General features: G+C 52.9%; 20 protein-coding genes. 6 read left to right on the top strand and 14 right to left on the bottom strand.

Annotated features, from left to right (window positions below; genetic code table 11):
- The first annotated feature begins 2 nt into the window (after positions 1-2).
- The gene (locus tag OGY19_RS23595; RefSeq protein WP_048212248.1) at positions 3-1655 is read left to right on the top strand and encodes a class I fumarate hydratase; all 1653 of its coding nucleotides are present in this window, start codon (positions 3-5) and stop codon (positions 1653-1655) included.
- A 9-nt stretch (positions 1656-1664) separates the two neighbouring features.
- Entirely contained in the window at positions 1665-2267 is a 603-nt protein-coding gene (gene cobO / locus OGY19_RS23590) for a cob(I)yrinic acid a,c-diamide adenosyltransferase (protein WP_048212249.1), read from the top strand.
- Between the two features lie 119 nt (positions 2268-2386).
- Here the strand turns inward: cobO and OGY19_RS23585 are convergent, their stop codons facing one another.
- Positions 2387-3289, bottom strand: coding sequence for a LysR family transcriptional regulator (locus OGY19_RS23585; protein ID WP_048212250.1), 903 nt, complete (start codon positions 3287-3289; stop codon positions 2387-2389).
- A 404-nt stretch (positions 3290-3693) separates the two neighbouring features.
- Here OGY19_RS23585 and cobA point away from each other — a divergent pair, with 404 nt between their 5' ends.
- Positions 3694-4482: a uroporphyrinogen-III C-methyltransferase gene (cobA, locus tag OGY19_RS23580; RefSeq protein WP_048212251.1), complete on the top strand. Its 789-nt coding sequence runs from the start codon at positions 3694-3696 to the stop codon at positions 4480-4482.
- On the opposite strand, the gene OGY19_RS23575 is transcribed toward cobA, so the two are convergent.
- The 9 genes from OGY19_RS23575 to sdhC all read right to left on the bottom strand — a co-directional run bounded on the left by OGY19_RS23575 (position 4461) and on the right by sdhC (position 15354).
- On the bottom strand, positions 4461-5354 hold the full coding sequence (locus OGY19_RS23575) for a PocR ligand-binding domain-containing protein (protein ID WP_061068808.1): 894 nt from the start codon (positions 5352-5354) through the stop codon (positions 4461-4463). The two genes, cobA and OGY19_RS23575, sit on opposite strands and share 22 nt — an antisense overlap.
- A gap of 226 nt (positions 5355-5580) precedes the next feature.
- A complete protein-coding gene (gene sucD, locus OGY19_RS23570; RefSeq protein WP_003022929.1) occupies positions 5581-6450 on the bottom strand; it encodes a succinate--CoA ligase subunit alpha in 870 nt (289 codons plus the stop codon).
- Entirely contained in the window at positions 6450-7616 is a 1167-nt protein-coding gene (sucC, locus tag OGY19_RS23565; protein ID WP_003022927.1) for an ADP-forming succinate--CoA ligase subunit beta, read from the bottom strand. The genes sucD and sucC overlap by 1 nt, the downstream gene beginning before the upstream one ends.
- Positions 7617-7706: 90 nt before the next feature.
- Complete coding sequence (gene odhB / locus OGY19_RS23560) at positions 7707-8930, bottom strand: 2-oxoglutarate dehydrogenase complex dihydrolipoyllysine-residue succinyltransferase (protein ID WP_003022925.1); 1224 nt, start codon at positions 8928-8930, stop codon at positions 7707-7709.
- Between the two features lie 14 nt (positions 8931-8944).
- Positions 8945-11746 (bottom strand): 2-oxoglutarate dehydrogenase E1 component, encoded by a 2802-nt coding sequence (gene sucA, locus OGY19_RS23555; RefSeq protein ID WP_048212254.1) that lies wholly within the window; start codon positions 11744-11746, stop codon positions 8945-8947.
- A 364-nt stretch (positions 11747-12110) separates the two neighbouring features.
- Entirely contained in the window at positions 12111-12827 is a 717-nt protein-coding gene (gene sdhB, locus OGY19_RS23550; RefSeq protein ID WP_032948848.1) for a succinate dehydrogenase iron-sulfur subunit SdhB, read from the bottom strand.
- Between the two features lie 15 nt (positions 12828-12842).
- Positions 12843-14609 (bottom strand): succinate dehydrogenase flavoprotein subunit, encoded by a 1767-nt coding sequence (gene sdhA, locus OGY19_RS23545; protein ID WP_003022919.1) that lies wholly within the window; start codon positions 14607-14609, stop codon positions 12843-12845.
- Positions 14609-14956: a succinate dehydrogenase membrane anchor subunit gene (sdhD, locus tag OGY19_RS23540; RefSeq protein ID WP_115600762.1), complete on the bottom strand. Its 348-nt coding sequence runs from the start codon at positions 14954-14956 to the stop codon at positions 14609-14611. Before sdhD ends, sdhA begins: the two co-directional genes overlap by 1 nt.
- Positions 14950-15354, bottom strand: a complete 405-nt coding sequence (gene sdhC / locus OGY19_RS23535; RefSeq protein WP_003831406.1) for a succinate dehydrogenase cytochrome b556 subunit — start codon at positions 15352-15354, stop codon at positions 14950-14952. The genes sdhD and sdhC overlap by 7 nt, the downstream gene beginning before the upstream one ends.
- 437 nt (positions 15355-15791) lie before the next feature.
- On the opposite strand from sdhC, the gene OGY19_RS24645 reads away from it, so the two are divergent.
- The 3 genes from OGY19_RS24645 to OGY19_RS23525 all read left to right on the top strand — a co-directional run bounded on the left by OGY19_RS24645 (position 15792) and on the right by OGY19_RS23525 (position 18556).
- Positions 15792-15845: a hypothetical protein gene (locus OGY19_RS24645; protein ID WP_418135082.1), complete on the top strand. Its 54-nt coding sequence runs from the start codon at positions 15792-15794 to the stop codon at positions 15843-15845.
- Positions 15846-16051: 206 nt separating this feature from the next.
- A complete protein-coding gene (locus OGY19_RS23530) occupies positions 16052-17335 on the top strand; it encodes a citrate synthase (RefSeq protein ID WP_048212256.1) in 1284 nt (427 codons plus the stop codon).
- Between the two features lie 174 nt (positions 17336-17509).
- Positions 17510-18556 (top strand): AbrB family transcriptional regulator, encoded by a 1047-nt coding sequence (locus OGY19_RS23525; RefSeq protein WP_048212257.1) that lies wholly within the window; start codon positions 17510-17512, stop codon positions 18554-18556.
- Here OGY19_RS23525 and nei read toward each other — a convergent pair.
- From nei to OGY19_RS23505, 4 genes are read right to left on the bottom strand one after another with little or no spacing between them, the layout of a single operon-like run.
- A complete protein-coding gene (gene nei, locus OGY19_RS23520; RefSeq protein ID WP_061067538.1) occupies positions 18553-19344 on the bottom strand; it encodes an endonuclease VIII in 792 nt (263 codons plus the stop codon). The two genes, OGY19_RS23525 and nei, sit on opposite strands and share 4 nt — an antisense overlap.
- A gap of 14 nt (positions 19345-19358) precedes the next feature.
- Positions 19359-20003: a pyroglutamyl-peptidase I gene (gene pcp, locus OGY19_RS23515; protein ID WP_115600763.1), complete on the bottom strand. Its 645-nt coding sequence runs from the start codon at positions 20001-20003 to the stop codon at positions 19359-19361.
- Between the two features lie 9 nt (positions 20004-20012).
- Positions 20013-21008 carry a DUF979 domain-containing protein gene (locus tag OGY19_RS23510; protein ID WP_048212260.1) on the bottom strand — a complete coding sequence of 332 codons (996 nt, stop codon included), beginning with the start codon at positions 21006-21008 and terminating at the stop codon, positions 20013-20015.
- Positions 21005-21727, bottom strand: a complete 723-nt coding sequence (locus OGY19_RS23505; RefSeq protein WP_005122560.1) for a DUF969 domain-containing protein — start codon at positions 21725-21727, stop codon at positions 21005-21007. Before OGY19_RS23505 ends, OGY19_RS23510 begins: the two co-directional genes overlap by 4 nt.
- Positions 21728-21761 lie beyond the last annotated feature (34 nt).

The raw sequence follows: 21761 nt of genomic DNA, 5'->3' as shown, positions 1-21761 counted from the left end.
ACATGTCTAAACCATTTGTCTGGCAGGAACTCTTTGTTCAGAGTAAAGATAATACCGAGTATGAATTACTGAGTAACCAGCACGTAACGGTAACGGAGTTAGACGGAGAGGAAGTGATTAAGGTAGCGCCTGAAGCGTTAACCTTATTAGCACAGCAGGCATTTTATGAGGCTTCATTTTTTCTGCGCGCCGGACATTTGAAACAGATAGCCAGCATTTTGCACGACCCGCAGGCCAGCGGTAACGATAAGTACGTCGCATTACAACTGCTGCGCAACGCTGAGGTTTCGGCCAAAGGCGTCCTGCCTAACTGTCAGGACACCGGGACGGCAACCATTGTGGCCTGCAAAGGACAACATGTCTGGACAGGCGGCGATGACGCCGAAGCCTTGAGCAAAGGCGTATATACCACCTTCACCGAAAACAATCTGCGTTACTCGCAAAATGCCCCGCTGGACATGTATACCGAGGTCAATACCCAGACAAACCTGCCAGCGCAAATCGACATCAGCGCCACGCCGGGTAATGAGTATAAATTCCTGTTCGTCAACAAAGGCGGTGGTTCTGCCAATAAGGCGGCGCTATTCCAGGAAACCAAATCCATTCTGCAGCCGGAAAAGCTCACAGCCTTCCTGATCGAAAAAATGAAATCGCTGGGTACCGCCGCTTGCCCGCCGTACCACATCGCTTTCGTGGTTGGGGGCTTGTCCGCCGATCAGGCGCTGAAGACAGCCAAACTGGCATCAACCAAATATTACGATAACCTGCCCACCAGCGGGAACGAGCTGGGTCAGGCGTTCCGCGATACAGCACTGGAAGCCGAACTGCTCAATGCCAGCCGCGAGTTTGGCATCGGCGCGCAGTTTGGCGGCAAATACTTTGCCCACGATATTCGCGTAATTCGCTTACCGCGCCACGGCGGCTCCTGCCCTATCGCCATGGCCCTCTCCTGTTCTGCCGACCGCAACATCAAAGCCAAAATTAACAAACACGGTATCTGGCTGGAGAAACTCGAGCATAACCCGGGCAAATTTATCCCTGATTCACAGCGAGTGGAAAATGGCGCCCAGACAGTTCAACTGGATCTGAACCGTCCGTTACGCGAAATCTTGCATGACCTTTCCGCCCTGCCCATCGGGACTCGTTTGTCGTTAAGCGGCCCAATTGTTGTTGCCCGAGATATCGCCCACGCAAACATCAAAGCGCGCCTGGATAACGGCGAACCGATGCCGGAATACATGAAAAAACATATCGTTTATTACGCCGGCCCCGCCAAAACCCCCGAAAACCAGGCCTGCGGTTCAATGGGGCCGACAACCGGCGGACGCATGGATGGGTACGTCGATGCTTTCCAGGCACAAGGCGGAAGTCTCATTATGCTCACCAAGGGTAACCGCAGTCAGCAGGTCACTGATGCCTGTCACAAACACGGTGGATTTAGCCTCGGCAGCATTGGCGGCGCAGCGGCTCTGCTGGCCCAGCAGTATGTGAAGAGCCTGCAGTGCCTTGAGTATCCCGAACTGGGCATGGAAGCGGTGTGGATGATGGAAGTTAAAAATATGCCTGCGTTCGTATTAGTAGATGACAAAGGCAATAACTTCTTCAGTCAGTTTGAGCAGCAGCATCGCTGCGCAACCTGCCCGGCAGGACATTAAGGAGCTATCATGGAAGCGCGAGCCAACAATGACCGACATCGCCAGCGTCAGCAGAAGCTGAAAGCGCAGGTTGATACCCGCGTGGCGGCGGCAACGGAGAAGAAAGGGATTCTGATTGTCTTCACCGGCAATGGTAAAGGAAAATCTACCGCAGCCTTCGGCACGGCGACACGCGCGGTTGGTCACGGAAAAACCGTTGGCGTCGCGCAGTTTATTAAAGGCCAGTGGGATAATGGCGAGTACAACACACTGCACCCTCTCGGCGTGGAGTTTCATATTATGGGTACCGGTTTTACCTGGGAAACCCAGAACCGGGAAGCCGATATCGAGGCGGCCACCGCTGTGTGGCAGGAAAGTAAGCGCATGCTGGCTGATGCGCATTACGATCTGGTCGTACTGGACGAACTCACCTATATGTTGGCTTATCACTATCTGGATACGCAGGAGGTAATCAGCGCCATCGAAAATCGCCCTGCCGACCAGAGCGTGATCGTCACTGGGCGCGGTTGCCATGCGCTGTTACTTGAACTTGCCGATACGGTCAGCGAGCTTCGCCCGGTTAAACACGCTTTTGATAGCGGCATTCAGGCACAGCCAGGGATCGACTGGTAATCGCTCTTTTGCCGGGTAAGGCGTTTACGCCGCATCCGGCGATTTACCCAAAACCGATACGCTTATCGGGCCTATGGTGAACACCGAAACCTGTAGGCCTGATAAGGCGCAAGCCGCCATCAGGCAGCCGACATCACGGATTTATTTAGCAACCAGTTGCGGAAGATCTCCAAATGAAGGGACTCTGATTTCTCCTCCCGCCACGTCATGATAAATCGATTCCCGGTACGCATTGGAACATCGCAAGGAATCACCATATCCCCACTATCCAGATCGTGCTGAATGGCAAAACGGGGTAGCAATGCGACGCCAAGGTTGGAACGTACTGCCGCAATCAGCATCGACAACAGATCAAATCGCGGACCTTTATTCACCAGCGGACTGCTGACATCGGACAGCGCAAACCATTCCTGCCAGCCTTTGATGCGGGTACTTTGATGCAACAGCGGGTATTCGTTCAGCAGTTCATCGACGGACAGCTTCCGGTCCGGTTCAGCAAGCAAGCAACGGCTGCACACTGGCAGAATTTCCTCTTCGAACAGGTACTCGACCCCCGACCACGGCGAGTAAAAATCTTCCCGCATGATCGCTGCGTCATATTCCCGGTTAAGAAAATCACCAATATTCGCCAGAGAATGAATATTAACGATAATATCAGGATTGAGTTTATTGAACTCACGCAGGTTTGGGATCAGCCAGTGCGTACTGAACGTCGGGTTAACCGCCAGTTCGATCACTTGTACGGTCGGCTGCCATGTCATGATCGTCGTCGTATCTCGTTCAAGCTTGTTCAGTGTTTCTTTAACAATAGTTAAATAGTGTTTGCCTGCCGCATTTAAAAAAATGCGCTTTTTGGCATGATTAAATAGCGCTGTATTAAGAAAATCCTCTAGCGCATTCACCTGGCGGAAAACAGCACTTTGTGTTAAAGCCAGCTCTTCAGCTGCCCGGGTATAACTTTCGTGACGCGCAACCACTTCAAAAGTTACCAGCAACTCCGTTTTGGGTATTTTTCCTCTCATAACCTCTTCCATATGCAGCGTACAAAAATAGTTTAATTTATAAAAAATAATTCATATCACCCGAATAAACATCGAGTGTTATATTTTATTTCAGGCATTGATGTCATTGATCCAATCCATGATTTGTTCATACTGATGGCGGATAAATATTAACCAATAATACTCAAGCACAACAATAAACACAATTTAATTAAGGTTAAATTCAGACACATAGCGCCAATAAGTTCTTAATAATTTTTCAAGTCATCTTGTTTATTGTGGAAAAAACTTTGCGAGATTAATCAATATTATCCTTGTGATAATTTAGGAAAATTCAGCGTTATAACTTACAAGCAAACGACTGCTTTTAATCATTCTCCGGAGTGGTTCTGCCTTTTTTTGTTAGACGTGATAAAGGACACAATGTGAAAACTTTCGGAAAGGTCTGGCTCGTTGGCGCAGGTCCCGGTGATATTTCATTACTCACCCTCAAAGCAGTGATGTGCATTAAACAAGCAGATGTCATTATTTACGACAGGTTGGTCAATCCTAAGATTCTGGAATGGGCATCCGCTGACTGTGAGCTTATCAATGTCGGTAAGAATCCGGGATTTCATTGTGTGCCACAGGATGAAATCAACGCGCTTCTCGTTCAGTATGCCCAGACGCATCACAATATCGTGCGCTTAAAAGGGGGCGATCCCTACGTATTTGGTCGTGGGGCCGAAGAAGTTGAAGGGCTTATTGAGCCGGGGATCCCTTTTGAAGTCGTCCCCGGTATCAGTTCAACCATTGGGGGATTAACCTGTGCCGGGATCCCGGTAACACATCGCGATTACGCCTCTGGTTTTCACGTGGTGACCGGTCATACACGCGAAGGCAACCAGCAGCAGGACTGGCGCCAGCTGGCGAAACTTAACGGTACGTTGGTTATCGTCATGGGTATTGCGAATCTGGCGTTTATTTGTGAAGAACTGTTGATGGGTGGGAAACCGGCGGAGACGCCCGCGGCCATCATCATGTCCGCGACCCGGGAGAATCAGCGCCGGCTGACCTGTACCCTCGGCTCGTTACTGAGCAATGCGCAGGAAGCCAACATTACGCCGCCTGCACTGATCGTCATTGGCGATGTCGTCACGCTGAGCGATCGTCTGTCTTTTATTCCTGCCGCTATCGACCTCCCTGAACATCTTTACTGCGAGAGTCTGGCGTGACGAAAAGACTGGGGTGATGTTTGATGCGCCGCCCGGAAAACGCGACAAAAATAGCTGGTTTGTGCGTACTGAAGTTTCCGGGCGATACTGTCTATTGAATGAACCGGATCGTGTAATAACTCCCCCGCCTTTTGCATTTTTTTCTGACTCACCCATGTTTTAAAGTTAACGCCCTGGCGCTTCTTAAAAAATCGGCTGAAATAATTTGCACTTAAACAGACATGTGCCGCCACAGACTCCAGAGATAAGTCACTATACAGGTTATCATCAATATAACGCAGTGCCGCCAGTAGTTTTTTCTCATGACGAGAAAGCTCCGTTAAATAGTGCCGGACGTTACTTGTCGGTTTATCGAATACCACTTCAGATTGTTTTTTTTGCACCTCAAAATTGTTAACAATAAAATGCAATAAATTAGCCGATGCCACCAACGTATTATTATCAACCGCAACAAGCTGATCCCACTCGGCTTTTATTTGAGGATCACACATCCATCGTGATTCATCTTCAACAATGATGGTTTTATATTCCTGGTACTTAGCCCGAACCTGACCACAGATAATAAAACCATGCAGATTCTCCTCATAAATTAATGGTATGGAGAACAGACTTAGCCCTGCATGGCAGCAGAATATTCTGGGCTTACACTGTTTCAGTGCCTCAAAAACACACTGTTTATCGCACGTTTGGCAACCAACACTGTAGCGTTTATTCGCTCTCATCAGCTTACAGAATGAATTAAAATTATGGCAATCAGAGAGAGCTCTGCCTGTAACATCAACGACTACCGTTGCTAACCCCGTCGCATTGGAGAAGACTTCTGCTATAGAGAAAAAACATGGTAAGTAATCATCCTGAATTTTCAGCGACACGCCATCCTCCAACCTTAATATGACTAAAGGCGGTAATATGCAAAATCCAGGCAAAAGAAAGAATGATGCTCGCCGCAAAAAATAATCTCATTTGTGAAGATGATTGTGATCAAATTGCATGATGCGGGATGGCAGAAAATAAAAAAGGCCATCATCAGATGGCCAACCATGTCGAAATTAGACCAGCCCTTGACCATGCAGAAAGTCAGGGCTGTATTTTTATGGCTTACTTAATAACGGTTTTCAGTGCTTCGCCGATATCGGCCAGGCTGCGAACGGTTTTCACGCCTGCAGCTTCAAGAGCCGCGAATTTCTCATCCGCGGTCCCTTTACCGCCGGCGATAATGGCACCAGCGTGACCCATACGCTTACCTTTCGGCGCGGTGACGCCCGCGATGTAGCCAACCACCGGCTTGGTCACGTGATCTTTAATGTACGCAGCCGCTTCTTCTTCCGCGCTACCGCCGATCTCACCGATCATGACGATCGCTTCAGTCTGCGGATCTTCCTGGAACAGCTTCAGGATGTCGATGAAGTTAGAGCCCGGGATCGGGTCGCCGCCGATGCCTACACAGGTAGACTGGCCGAAACCGTAGTCGGTAGTCTGCTTAACTGCTTCATAGGTCAGGGTACCGGAACGGGAAACGATGCCCACTTTGCCCGGCTTGTGAATGTGGCCCGGCATGATGCCGATTTTGCATTCGCCTGGGGTGATAACGCCTGGGCAGTTCGGGCCAATCATGCGCACGCCGGCTTCGTCCAGTTTCACCTTCACGGTCAGCATATCCAGGGTCGGAATGCCTTCGGTGATGGTGATGATCAGTTTGATGCCTGCATCGATTGCTTCCAGAATGGAGTCTTTGCAGAACGGCGCCGGAACGTAGATAACGGTGGCGGTTGCGCCAGTCGCTTCTACCGCTTCACGTACGGTGTTGAACACTGGCAGACCCAGATGCGTGGTGCCGCCTTTGCCCGGGGTAACGCCACCGACCATTTGCGTACCGTAAGCGATCGCTTGTTCAGAGTGGAATGTCCCCTGGCTACCGGTGAAGCCCTGGCAGATAACCTTGGTATCTTTATTAATTAAAACTGACATTATTTCCCCTCCACTGCGGCAACAACCTGCTGAGCTGCATCCGTCAGACTTTTCGCTGCAATAATATTCAGGCCGCTATCAGCCAGTTTTTTCGCGCCGAGTTCAGCGTTGTTACCTTCCAGACGTACCACGACCGGAACGTTTACACCTACTTCTGCTACCGCGCCGATGATACCGTCAGCGATCAGGTCGCAACGTACGATACCGCCGAAGATGTTAACCAGTACGGCTTTAACATTGTCATCAGAGAGGATAATTTTGAACGCTTCGGTTACACGCTCTTTGGTCGCACCGCCGCCAACGTCGAGGAAGTTAGCCGGTTCGCCGCCGTGCAGCTTAACGATGTCCATGGTGCCCATTGCCAGGCCCGCACCGTTAACCATACAACCGATGTTACCGTCCAGTGCGACGTAGTTCAGTTCCCACTGTGCAGCCTGCGCTTCACGCGGATCTTCCTGAGACTGGTCGCGCATTTCGCGCAGGTCAGCCTGGCGGAACAGCGCGTTGCCGTCAGCGCCCAGTTTGCCGTCAAGGCAGATCAGGTCACCCTGTTTGGTGACAACCAGCGGGTTGATTTCGATCAGCGCCAGGTCGCGCTCCAGGAAAATGGTCGCCAGGCCCATGAAGATCTTGGTGAACTGCTGAACCTGTTTACCTTCCAGACCCAGTTTGAACGCCAGCTCACGCCCCTGGTAAGGCATCGGGCCTGCCAGCGGATCGAGCGCCACTTTGTGGATCAGGTGCGGGGTTTCTTCCGCTACTTTTTCGATTTCCACGCCGCCTTCGGTAGAGGCCATGAAGACCACGCGACGGGAGCTACGGTCAACCACTGCGCCGAGGTAAAGTTCTTTACCAATATCGGTCGCGGCTTCAACCAGAATCTGATTTACCGGCTGGCCATGAGCGTCTGTCTGGTAAGTGACCAGACGTTTACCCAGCCAGTGTTCAGCAAAAGCGCGAATGTCTTCTTTGCTGTTCACCACCTTCACACCGCCCGCTTTACCGCGGCCACCAGCGTGAACCTGACATTTCACTACCCACGGGCCAGCGCCGATTTTTGAAGCGGCTTCTTCTGCTTCACGCGGAGTAGTACAGGCATAACCCACCGGTGCCGGTAAGCCATAGCGGGCAAAAAGTTGTTTTGCCTGATATTCATGTAAGTTCATGTGTTCTGTCCATCCTTCAGGTAATCGTTATCTTTTACCCGTAGGTCTGATAAGCATCCAGACCTACGGGGCAGGTGATACTCTTATTAACTACACGTCCAGCAGCAGACGCGTTGGATCTTCCAGCAACTCTTTAATGGTTACCAGGAAGCCTACTGACTCACGACCATCGATCAGACGGTGGTCATAAGACAGCGCCAGATACATCATCGGCAGGATTTCAACCTTGCCGTCTACCGCCATCGGACGATCTTTGATGGCATGCATACCCAGGATGGCGCTCTGCGGTGGGTTGATGATCGGCGTGGACATCAGGGAACCGAACACACCACCGTTAGTGATGGTGAAGTTACCGCCCGTCAGATCTTCAACCGTCAGCTTGCCGTCGCGACCTTTAACTGCCAGTTCTTTAATATTTTTCTCGATATCAGCCATACCCAGCAGATCCACATCACGCAGGACCGGCGTGACCAGGCCACGCGGCGTGGAGACCGCCATGCTGACATCAAAGTAGTTGTGGTAAACCACGTCATCGCCGTCGATGGACGCGTTCACTTCCGGGTAGCGTTTCAGCGCTTCAACCACCGCTTTCACGTAGAAAGACATAAAGCCCAGACGGATACCGTGGCGTTTCTCGAACGCGTCACCGTACTGCTTACGCAGATCCATGATTGGCTTCATGTTGACTTCGTTAAACGTGGTCAGCATCGCGGTGGAATTTTTCGCTTCCAGCAGACGCTCAGCTACGCGTTTGCGCAGACGGGTCATCGGAACACGTTTTTCACCACGCGCGCCCAGTTGAGCCTGTGGCGCAGGCGCAGCGGCCGGCGCTTTGGCTTCGGCTTTCGCCGCCGGTGCTTTAGCCAGATGCTTTTCAACATCTTCACGCGTGATACGACCGCCGACGCCAGTGCCGTTGATAGCGCTGGCTTCGAGGTTATGCTCACCCAGCAGGCGACGAATCGCCGGACTCAGGGCATCATTGTTCTGCTCAGCAAGAGACGCCTGCTGGCGCTGTGCCGGAGTAGAATCTTTTTCTTCAGACTTAGCGCTGGTTTCTTTACCGGTGCTGTTGCCTTCACGCAGGCGACCAAGGATCTGGCGAGAAGTGACGGTTGTCCCTTCATCTTCCAGAACCGCATCAAGAATACCGTCCGCTGATGCCGGTACTTCCAGTACCACTTTGTCAGTTTCGATTTCTACCAGTACTTCATCACGACGTACTGCATCGCCCGGTTTTTTGTGCCAGGTTGCAACCGTTGCATCCGCTACGGATTCAGGCAGGTCGGGAACAAGAATATCTACGCTACTCATTATTTATCCTTTATTTAATCGACGTTCAGCGCGTCATTAACCAGATCTTGTTGCTGCTTCTGGTGAACGGACATATATCCTACTGCCGGAGAGGCAGAGGCCGGGCGACCTGCATAACGCAGAGCTGACCCAAATGGAATTACTTCACGGAAATGATGCTGGCTGCAGTACCATGCGCCCTGGTTGAGCGGCTCTTCCTGGCACCAGACAAAATCATGTACATGAGCAAACGGTTTCAGCGCTTCCTGCACCGCTTTATGCGGGAACGGATAGAGCTGTTCGATGCGCACAATGGCAACATCTTTTTGGCCATTCTTGCGGCGTTGCTCCAGCAGGTCGTAATAAACCTTACCAGAACACATCACGACACGCTTCACGCCTTTCGGATCAAGTTCATCGACTTCGCCAATGGCTGGCAGGAACGTGCCATTTGCCAGTTCGTCCAGCGTAGACACTGCCAGCGGATGACGCAGCAGCGACTTCGGTGACATCACCACCAGCGGACGACGCATCCCACGCAGCGCCTGACGACGCAGCATGTGGTAAACCTGTGCCGGGGTGGACGGGACGCAAACCTGCATGTTTTGCTCAGCGCAAAGTTGCAGATAACGTTCCAGACGTGCGGAGGAGTGCTCCGGACCCTGACCTTCGTAGCCGTGCGGCAGCAGCATCACCAGACCGCACATGCGGCCCCACTTCTGCTCGCCGGAAGAGATGAACTGGTCGATAACCACCTGCGCACCGTTGGCAAAGTCGCCGAACTGCGCTTCCCAGATGGTCAGCGTGCGTGGCTCTGCCGTGGCATAACCATACTCGAACGCCAGTACCGCTTCTTCAGACAGCACGGAGTCCCATACGCGGAACGTGCCCTGGCCGTTATGCACATGCTGCAGCGGCGTGTAGGTTGAACCGTTCGCCTGGTTATGAATCACCGCGTGGCGGTGGAAGAAGGTTCCGCGACCGGAGTCTTCACCCGATAAACGTACCGGAATGCCTTCGTCAACCAGCGTGGCATAAGCCAGATTCTCTGCGCCACCCCAGTCGAACAGCTTCTCGCCTGCGGCCATGGCCTGACGGTCACCGTAAATTTTGGCAACGCGCGACTGCATTTCAACAGCTTCAGGCACGGTACTGATGCGTTTTGCCAGCTCCTGCAGACGCTTCATCTCAACCTTGTTCGGGTAGTTTTCGTCCCACTCGTGGTTGAGGTATGGCGACCAGGTGAAGGAGTGCATGTTCATTGGACGCCACTCTTTCACCACGCATTCGCCAGCATCCAGTGCGTCACGATACAGATTGACCATTTCGGTCGCATCTTCCAGCGTGGCGACTTTGTCCGCTTCCAGCTTGTCAGCGTAGATTTTACGCGGGGTCGGATGCTTTTTGATTTTCTGATACATCAGCGGCTGAGTTGCGCTCGGCTCGTCGGCTTCGTTGTGGCCGTGACGGCGGTAGCACACCAGATCGATGAACACATCGCGTTTGAAGGTGTTACGGAAATCCAGCGCCAGACGCGTCACGAAAGCGACCGCTTCCGGGTCATCCGCATTAACGTGGAAAATCGGCGCCTGAACCATCTTACCGATGTCGGTGCAGTACGGAGTAGAACGCGCATCCAGCGGGTTAGACGTGGTGAAGCCCACCTGGTTGTTGATGACGATACGCACGGTACCGCCCACTTCATAACCACGCGCTTTCGACATGTTCAGGGTTTCCTGAACCACGCCCTGCCCGGTTACCGCCGCATCACCGTGAATGGTAATTGGCAGCACTTTATTGCTGCTTGGCTCGTCCAGACGATCCAGACGTGCACGCACGGAACCGATAACCACCGGGCTAACGATTTCCAGGTGCGACGGGTTAAACGCCAGCGCCAGGTGCACCAGACCGCCTTCGGTTTCGATATCCGACGAGAAGCCCATGTGGTACTTCACGTCACCGGTGCCGAGGTGTTCTTTATGTTTGCCCGCAAATTCGTCGAACAGTTCCTGCGGGCGTTTGCCCAGTACGTTAACCAGAACGTTCAGGCGACCACGGTGCGCCATACCCAGCACCACTTCACGGGTACCGCTGTTGCCGGCGTGGCGGATCATCTCTTTGAGCATTGGGATTAACGCATCTCCACCTTCCAGCGAGAAGCGTTTTGCGCCCGGGAACTTCGCACCCAGGTAGCGTTCCAGACCTTCCGCTGCCGTCAGTTCGCTGAGGAAGCGTTTCTTCTCTTCACTACTGAACGCGGCACGGCCAGACTCAATACGCTGTTGAAGCCAGCGTTTTTCTTCGGTGCTGGTGATGTGCATATACTCGGCGCCAATCGGGCCGCAGTAGGTTTGTTTCAGCGCGACCACCAGGTCGCTCAGCTTCATCGTGTCTTTGCCGCCAGCAAAAGAACCTACGTTAAAGCTTTCCTGGAAATCCGCATCGGTCAGATCGTGGAAGGACGGATCCAGATCGGCCACATTTTCTTGCTGCCACAGTCCCAGCGGATCGAGATTCGCATGCTGATGACCGCGGAAACGGTAGGCGTTAATGAGCTGCAGGACTTTAACCTGCTTCACATTGGCATCAGGGTCGGAAATAGAAGAAGAGTAACGTGGGGTAATCAACGCCTGCCGACGGAAATAATCACGTGTTTTTGAGTGGAGTTGATCCGGTTTGACTCCGGTACCAGGTAACTGCTGGAACGTCGAACGCCAGTTAGCATCTACCGAGTCAGGGTCGGTTAAGAAGTCTTCATAGAGCTGTTCTATCCAGCTCTGGTTAGAACCAGAGAGGTAAGAAGAGTCCAACCAGGCTTTCAAAGCGCTGTTCTGCATCGTGATCCCTTAAGCATCTTTTCTGCTTATTTAATACTCTAAATAGATCACGTTTCAGGAAGGCGGCAAGCTTGCGAATCCCTGGGAGCTTACATCCAGTAAGTGACCGGGGTGAGCAAGTGCAGCCAACGCACATGCAACGTGATCTATGACGAGTATTTCGCCGTGGATACTACCACGCACACCGATGTGCGTGCCGGGGTTCACTTGTTGCGGACTGTCGTGTTTTCTGCGTCCGCTAAGGAACCTTTAAAAACTGTCTAATAATCGTCGCTGTTCAGGCTACAATTATTGCTATCAATGTGGCAGTTTTTAGAGGTTTCCTGCACTACCGGGGAATCACTTCCCCGGCAACAACAACTATTTATGCACTACGTTTGAGCAGCATCGACTTAATATGGCCGATGGCGCGCGTCGGGTTCAGCCCTTTAGGACATACGCTGACGCAGTTCATGATGCTATGGCAGCGGAATACGCTGAAAGCGTCACTTAAACCTTCCAGGCGGCTGTCGGTCTCGGTATCGCGGCTATCAATTAAGAAGCGATACGCGGCCAGCAGGCCTGCCGGGCCAATAAACTTGTCCGGATTCCACCAGAATGACGGGCAAGACGTTGAGCAGCATGCACACAAAATACATTCATACAGCCCATCGAGCTTCTCACGCTGCTCAGGCATTTGTAAATGCTCACGAGCCGGCGGATTTTTCCCATTATTCAACAAGTAAGGTTTAATCTTCTCATACTGTGCGTAGAATTGCCCCATGTCTACCACCAAATCGCGCACAACCGGTAAGCCCGGCAGCGGGCGAATGACAATTTTCTTGCCCGGCTGATTCAGCGCAGAAATAGGTGTGATACAGGCCAGTCCATTTTTACCGTTCATGTTCAGACCGTCGGAGCCGCAGACCCCTTCACGGCAGGAGCGACGAAACGACAGCGACGGATCTTTTTCTTTCAGCTGCATCAACGCATCCAGCAGCATCATGTCGCGCCCTTCTTCCGCCTCCAGGGTGTAATCCTGCATGTGCGGAGCGTCGTCAACATCCGGGTTATAGCGATAAACTGAAAACTCGAGTTTCATTGTCCTGTCTCCGCATTAATAAGTACGAATCTTCGGCGGGAATGCCGGGCGCAGCTTCGGTTCCATATTGACCTGACGTCGTGTCATGGATTCCGATTCTGGCAGGTACAGGGAATGGCACAGCCAGTTTTCATCATCACGTTCCGGGAAGTCGAAGCGGCTATGCGCGCCACGGCTTTCAGTACGGAAGTTTGCAGATACTGCGGTGGCGTACGCGGTCTCCATCAGGTTGTCCAGCTCCAGGCACTCAACGCGCTGGGTGTTGAACTCGCTGGAGGTATCGTCCAGACGGGCATTTTTCAGACGCTCGCGAATCGCTTTCAGCTCTTCCAGACCTTTCGCCATCGCATCGCCTTCGCGGAATACCGAGAAGTTGTGCTGCATACATTCCTGCAGCGCTTTGCGAATGGCCACCGGGTCTTCACCGTTGCGGTTACCGTTCCAGCGGTTCAGACGCGCCAGAGAAGCATCGATTTCATCTTCGGTCGCATCCAGCAGGTCACCCTGCTCGGCGATAGATTCTTGCAGATGCAAACCCACCGCACGACCAAACACCACCAGGTCCAGCAGCGAGTTGCCGCCCAGGCGGTTGGCGCCGTGAACGGATACGCAGGCAATTTCACCTACTGCGAACAGCCCAGGGATCACCACATCTTCGCCCTGCTCGTTTACGGTCAACGCCTGGCCGGTGACTTTGGTCGGAATACCGCCCATCATATAGTGGCAGGTTGGGATAACCGGGATCGGCTCTTTCACCGGATCAACGTGAGCAAAGGTGCGAGACAGTTCGAGAATGCCCGGCAGACGGGATTCCAGTACTTCTTTACCCAGGTGGTCGAGTTTCAGCTTGGCGTGCGGACCCCATGGGCCGTCGCAACCACGACCTTCACGGATTTCGATCATGATGGAACGCGCCACCACGTCACGACCCGCCAGGTCTTTCGCGTTCGGCGCATAACGCTCCATAAAGCGCTCGCCGTGTTTGTTCAGCAGGTAGCCACCTTCACCACGGCAACCCTCTGTTACCAGAACACCCGCACCGGCGATACCGGTTGGGTGGAACTGCCACATTTCCATATCCTGCACTGGCACACCAGCGCGGATAGCCATACCCACGCCGTCACCGGTGTTGATGTGGGCATTAGTAGTGGACTGATAAATACGGCCAGCACCGCCGGTCGCCAGCACGGTGGCGCGGGCTTTGAAGTAAACCACTTCACCGGTTTCGATACACAGCGCGGTACAACCGACAATCGCGCCATCAGCATTTTTTACCAGATCCAGCGCATACCACTCGGAGAAGATGGTGGTGTGGTTTTTCAGGTTCTGCTGGTACAGCGTGTGCAACAGCGCATGACCGGTACGGTCTGCCGCCGCTGCGGTACGTGCCGCCTGCTCACCGCCGAAGTTCTTCGACTGGCCGCCAAACGGACGTTGATAAATGGTGCCATTATCGAGGCGAGAGAACGGCAGCCCCATGTGATCCAGCTCCAGAATCGCTTCCGGACCTGTTTTACACATATATTCAATAGCGTCCTGGTCACCAATGTAGTCCGACCCTTTGACAGTGTCGTACATGTGCCATTCCCAGTTATCTTCATGGGTATTACCGAGCGCCACGGTGATGCCACCCTGCGCAGATACGGTATGGGAACGGGTTGGGAACACTTTGGAGAGCAGCGCACAGGTCTGACCGCTCTGGGAAATTTGCAGCGCCGCGCGCATACCTGCGCCGCCGGCACCAATCACAACAGCATCAAATTCTCTGACTGGCAGTTTCATTACACACCCCACACCACAACAAATCCATAAATGACGTAAACCACCAGCGCAACGACGATAGCCAGTTGCAGAATCAGGCGCACAGCCAGAGGTTTTACGTAGTCGGTCAACACCTGCCACATGCCGATCCAGGCATGAATCAAGATGGAGAAAAGTGCCAGCAGGGTGAAGACTTTGGTGAATACCGATGAGAAGAAACCGGTCCAGATTTCAAACGTCAGCTCGCCGCTGGTGGCGAAGAAGCCGACCATATAGATGATGTATAACGTCAGAACGATAGCGGTAGCACGAACCAGAATGAAGTCATGTACGCCATTGCGTCCTAATGCGGAGGCGTTGCTTACCATACGAGGACTCCTGCGAGAAGTGAAAGCACGACAATAATAACGAAACAAATTTTGGCGGAGCGTGTCCCTGCTTCGAGGGTTTCTTCGATATAGCCAAAATCCATTAACAGATGGCGAATGCCCATAACGGCGTGATAGGCCAGCGCAATCAGGATCCCCCACAGAATTAACTCCACAAAGAAGTTATTCATAATGGATGACGCGGTGAGGAAACCTTCAGGGGAGGAAAGGCTGGTACCCAATAACCACAACAGAATCCCGACCGCCACGAAGGTGATCACTCCGGATACGCGATGGAGAATGGACGCTATCGCCGTGATTGGGAACCGGATCGTTTGTAGATCCAGATTGACAGGTCTTTGTTTTTTCACATTTCTTATCATGAATAACGCCCACATGCTGTTCTTATTATTCCCTTTGGACTTCGGGTACAGAAGATGAAGACACCTGTAGCCTGAAAGACGACGGGATTTCCTTCCTCCGGTCTGCGTGCGGGTCAGACAGCGTCCTTACTATAACTACGCGTCATATAAAACACTGCTTCCAGATGCTAAAACGACACGTTACAACGCTGGTTGGCTCGGGATTGCAGGGTATTCCGGAGACCTGGCGGCAGTATAGGACGTTCACAAAATCATTACAATTAACCTACATATAGTTTGTCGGGTTTTATCCCGAACAGTGACATAGGTCACGATAACAACATTATTTTAATTTTTAATCATCTGATTTGACAATCATTAAACAAAGTTGTTACAAACGACACCAGAAAAAGCATATAATGCGTAAAAGTTATGGGGTCACTCTTTCACCGGAGATTTAGTTATGCAACAGTGTGGAAGTATTGACCAATACCGTCAGGACAGTTATTAGTGATAGACAGGTTTAATAATTCGGATTGCTAAGTTCTTGATTTGCAGTTTATTCGCCATGAAAAGACCGTTTTACCTGCAAGCGCCCATAGCTCTGTACCCAGGTCATCCCCTCTTTCGCAGAGCGGCGAGCCAAATAACAAACTGGTAACGGTTCATTGATGTACGAAGGCAAATGTGAGTTCCGGCAGTCTTAAGCAATAAGGCGCTAAGGAGACCGTAAATGGCTGATACTAAAGCAAAAATCACTCTAAATGGTGACGCTGCTATTGAACTGGATGTGCTGAAAGGTACGCTCGGTCAAGATGTTATTGATATTCGTAGTCTCGGTTCAAAAGGGATGTTCACTTTTGACCCAGGTTTCACCTCTACCGCATCCTGCGAATCCAAAATTACGTTCATCGATGGTGACGAAGGTATTTTGCTGCATCGCGGCTTCCCGATTGACCAGTTGGCGACCGAGTCCAACTATCTGGAAGTGTGTTATATCCTGCTATACGGTGAAAAACCGTCACAGGAAGAGTACGACGAGTTCAAAACCACGGTCACTCGCCATACCATGATCCACGAGCAGATCACTCGTCTGTTCCACGGTTTCCGCCGCGACTCTCACCCGATGGCCGTTATGTGCGGTGTAACCGGGGCGCTGGCTGCGTTCTACCACGATTCGCTGGATGTGAATAATCCGCGTCACCGCGAAATCGCCGCTTTCCGTCTGCTGTCCAAAATGCCGACCATGGCCGCGATGTGCTACAAATACTCCATCGGACAGCCGTTCGTATACCCGCGTAACGACCTCTCCTACGCCGGTAACTTCCTGAACATGATGTTCTCCACGCCGTGCGAAAAATACGAAGTGAATCCGATTCTGGAACGCGCCATGGACCGTATCCTGATCCTGCACGCCGACCACGAACAGAACGCCTCAACGTCTACCGTACGTACCGCGGGTTCTTCTGGCGCTAACCCGTTTGCCTGCATCGCTGCCGGTATTGCTTCCCTGTGGGGACCGGCGCACGGCGGCGCAAACGAAGCTGCGCTGAAAATGCTGGAAGAAATCAGCTCCGTTAAACACATTCCGGAATTTGTTCGCCGCGCGAAAGACAAGAATGATTCTTTCCGCCTGATGGGCTTTGGTCACCGTGTTTATAAAAACTATGACCCGCGCGCCACCGTGATGCGTGAAACCTGTCACGAAGTGCTGAAAGAGCTGGGCACCAAAGACGATCTGCTGGAAGTGGCCATGGAGCTTGAGCACATTGCGCTCAACGACCCGTACTTCATCGAGAAGAAACTCTACCCGAACGTCGACTTCTACTCCGGCATCATCCTGAAAGCGATGGGCATTCCGTCTTCTATGTTCACCGTTATCTTCGCCATGGCGCGCACCGTTGGCTGGATTGCGCACTGGAACGAAATGCACACCGATGGCATGAAGATCGCGCGTCCACGTCAGCTGTACACCGGCTACGACAAGCGTGATTTTAAGTCTGATATTAAGCGTTAATTGTCTGCCGGATAGCGTTAGCGCCTGTCCGGCTTACAGCAATCAACTCTCCCAGGCCGGACAAGGCGTTGAAGCCAGAGTCCGGCCTGTTTTTATTGATCCACATTATTTTATTCTCATCACGCTTTCTCTATGATTTACTGAGAATTCCGTCATTTAACTCAGGAGCATGGGATGCCTGTTTTACAGTGGAGCCTGTTGTTTCTGCTATCGCTCCTTCTTTCCCTGTTCTTCCTGTTGATACATCTCCCAGGCGCATTGCTGCTCGGTTCGATGATCGTCGGTATCATTTTCAGTATGCGCGGGATCTCCCTGCACCCTCCCCGCTGCACATTTCTTGCCGCGCAGGCCGTTCTCGGCTGTATGATTGCGCAAAACCTCACAGGATCTATTTTAACCACGCTTGCGGCACACTGGCCGATGGTAATTGTCATCCTGCTGGTAACCCTCATTAGCAGCGCGGTAATCGGCTGGCTGCTGGTTCGCTACAGCAATCTACCAGGGAACACCGGCGCGTGGGGTTCATCACCTGGTGGGGCAGCCGCGATGGTTGCGATGGCGCAGGATTATGGCGCTGACATCCGCCTGGTTGCCTTTATGCAGTATCTGCGGGTACTGTTGGTGGTCGGCGCTGCCGCGCTGGTAACCCGATTTGTCATGGGCGATCAGGCGCAAACGGTCGGTCAGCAAATCGTCTGGTTTCCACCGCTAAGTATTAATCTGTTGAGCACCATCTTGCTGGCCGCAGTTGCCGGTATAGCCGGGCGCTTACTGCGTATTCCCTCTGGCGTCATGCTCCTGCCTATGCTGGCGGGCGCACTGCTGAACGCAGGTGGTGTGATGGTAATTGAACTGCCGGAATGGCTATTGGCGATAGCGTATATGGCCATCGGCTGGCAAATCGGCCTGGGTTTTGACAAGCAGATCTTTTTAATGGCGCTGCGCCCTTTGCCGCAGATCCTGTTGTCCATTTTTTCACTGATGGCGATCTGCGCCGCTATGGCCTGGGGTCTGGCGCATTACATGCAAATCGATTTTCTCACCGCCTATCTGGCGACCAGCCCAGGTGGCGTGGATTCCGTCGCGGTAATTGCCGCAGGCAGCCACGCCGATATGGCGCTAATCATGGCGATGCAAACCCTGCGGCTGTTCAGTATCTTATTGACCGGTCCGGCGGTGGCGCGGTTTATCTCAGCGCATGCGCCAAGACAGCCTACCTAATGCTGGCAGCCCGGACACCAGTAAAACGGTCGCGAGGAAAGTGTCGTTTTCTCGATGATCCCACCACAGCGCTCACAGGCTTCTCCGTCCCGGTGAAAAACCTTAAAGCGAAACAGCGCCCCGTGATGCTTGTTCTCATCCGCCAGCCCTCGGGTGTTGTAGGACAGACGAGGAATATCAAGCAGCGCATGCGCCAGTGCATCCAACTGTTCATCGCTAATCTGTGACGCTTTATGTTGCCCGGTCAACCCCACCTGCCAGAGAATTTCTACCCGCAGATAGTTACCTAATCCCGCGAGAAATGCCTGATCCAACAACAGACCGGAAAACTGGCGATTACGAAAACGGGATGAAAGCAGACGTGCTTTAACGTCATCGGGCGTTAAACGTACATCCAGTACGTCAGGCCCAACCCGCTGCAGGAACGGATGGGTGGTAAGCTGCTCTGGCGTCAGCATCTCGATATCAGACGCGCTATACAGCAGGATAGTTTTATCCTCTGTTTGCAGCCTGACGCGCAGCACCCGCGTGGTTTGCGGAATGTTGCCGGTATCGACCACTCGCCACACGCCGTAAAGCTGATTGTGGCTGTACAGCGTCAGGCCATTGGAAAAATGGGTCAGCAAGGCTTTACCCCGCGTTTCAAGCTGGGTAACACTCTGCCCGATGAGTTGGGATTGATACGGTTTTAACTGCTCAAAGGCAAACCAGACATCCGTCAGGGGTTTGCCTTTGACTGCCGCCTCCAGGTTATCCGCCGCGCGGCGGATCTCCGGGCCTTCAGGCATAATACTGTCCTTTGTTAGTGTGTTGCACCGCCCGTCACCGCAATATCGCTGTCCACCTGCAATGCAGTGTCAATGGCAATTTCCAGCGCCCGGCGCACCGTTTCGCTCGCCATACTTGGCGCTCCGGGGTGCGCGGCGGCCTGTTGTGGCAGATAAGGAATATGGATAAAACCGCCCTTCACTGCCGGGGCGTCGCGTAGTTTATGCAGCAGGCCATACATCACGTGGTTACACACGAAAGTGCCAGCGGTCTGGGAAACCGAGGCCGGAATTCCCGCGTTGCGCATCGCCATCACCATCGCTTTGATCGGCAGCGTGCTAAACCATGCTGCCGGGCCCTCGGCGACAATCGGCACATCTACCGGTTGTTGACCTTGATTGTCCGCGATACGCGCATCGTCCACGTTGATCGCCACACGCTCAACGGTAATATCGGTACGACCTCCTGCCTGCCCCACCGCCAGCACCAACGACGGTGACAGCGCGTCAATCGCGGCATTAAGTACGGCCAGAGACTCGCCAAACACACACGGTAGCTGACGCGCAACGACGCGGCACCCGGCGATGATAGCATTGTCGAGCCCGGAGACCACTTCCCAGGAAGGGTTAACTGACTCGCCGCCAAAGGGTTCAAATCCGGTGATTAAGACCGTTTTCATCCTTCCTCCTTACAGGAACATCAGGAAATACATCAGGAACACGTTAACCAGCAACAGCAGTATCCCGGTTGGCACCTGCGCCTTAATCACCGCGTTTTTGTCCGGCAGCTCCAGTAGCGCAGCAGGGACAATGTTAAAGTTCGCTGCCATCGGCGTCATTAAGGTTCCGCAATAACCGGAGAACATGCCAATAGCCGCCATCACCGCGGGGTTACCACCATGCTGCAACACAAGAATTGGAATACCGATCCCGGCGGTCACAATCGGGAAAGCAGCAAACGCATTGCCCATCACCATGGTCAGCAATGCCATGCCGATGGTGTACACCGCCACGGCGATAAAACGGCTATCTACCGCGAGGTATTCCTGGGTCAGGTATGAAATGCCGCTGCCCACCCCTGCAGCCGTAAACAGCAGCCCGAGCGTCGCCAGAATTTGCGGCAGGATGAACGCCCAACCGATGGAGTCCAGCAGACGACGGGCTTCCTGAATGGGCTGATGGACGCGCTCATGGGTCATTTTTATCGCCATTGCCAGACCAATCAGCGAACCTGCGGTCATCGAAAAGAGCGTGACCAGTGTGGCGTGATTCCCTGGCCCAAACAGCGCATCCTGCAAGCCCGGAATATGATTAAACATCAGTACACCGATAACGGTCACCACCGGAATAGCCAGCGCCGGGAAAAACAGGCGATTACCCAGTCGACTGGCGCTTTCTTCACGCTGTTGTTGTGTACGCTGATGGTAGCTGCCCAGCTTCACGCCGCCAAACCCGGCAATCAGCGCCAGGACGACCACCGCAATGCCGACCGCAATATGTACCGTACGTTTGTCGCCAAACAGCGAGTACGTCCAGTCGCCAAGCAGGAACAGCACACCATACAGTCCCCAAAACAGCCCCGTGCTCAGACGGCGTGGGTTCGCTTTGTCCTGCCATGACATCACCGCCACAATCAACAGTACCGCACCCGCCAGCCAGTAGAGATAGCTTTGCTGAAAATTCATTGCGCTGCTCCTTTCGCTGCCGCATTGGCTTTCGCCACCTCACGCTGCAGATAGTTATCCAGACGCCACAAGCGCGTACCGTGGATCAAGAAGGCGCAAATTGCCGTTGGGATCCCCCACAAAGCAATATGCAGTGGCTCGGTCTGGATCCCACCGGACTCCAGCATAAAGTTGTGCATGAAAATGATTGCCCCAAAGGCAACGAAGATGTCTTCACCGAAAAACAGACCAACGTTGTCAGTCGCCGCAGACATTGCACGCAGGCGATAACGCACGGCCCCCGGCAATTCCCCGTGGTTTTTCTCCGCTGCCCCTTCAGCCATCGGGGCTAATAACGGACGTACCATCTGAGGATGCCCACCCAGGCTGGTCAAGCCCAGCGCGGCGGTCGCTTCACGAATAAACAGATAGACAATGAGCAGACGACCACTGGTGGCGCTGCGGATTTTCGCGATCCACGCCTGGGCACGCTCTTTCAGACCGTGACGTTCCAGCAGACCAATGACTGCCAGCGGAATCAGCAGGATAAACGGCAGGTTGCGGGTGTTGAGAAAGCCTTCACCCAGCTTTTCGAGAATAGTGGCGATTGGCATATGCGCTGCCAGCCCGGTGACGATCCCGGCAACGATAACCACCAATACCGGGTTAAAACGTAAAAGAAATCCGACCACGATGACGGCGATACCCGTCAATGGCCAGAGAGAAATAGCCTCTCCCATAGTTAAATCCCTTATGTTGTTGTGTAATATATTA

Origin of the sequence: Citrobacter sp. Cy070 (assembly GCF_030332245.1) — a bacterium.
Classification (GTDB): domain Bacteria; phylum Pseudomonadota; class Gammaproteobacteria; order Enterobacterales; family Enterobacteriaceae; genus Citrobacter; species Citrobacter youngae.
Note: the sequence above shows the minus strand (reverse complement) of the source record. Positions and strands in the feature narration are given on the sequence as shown.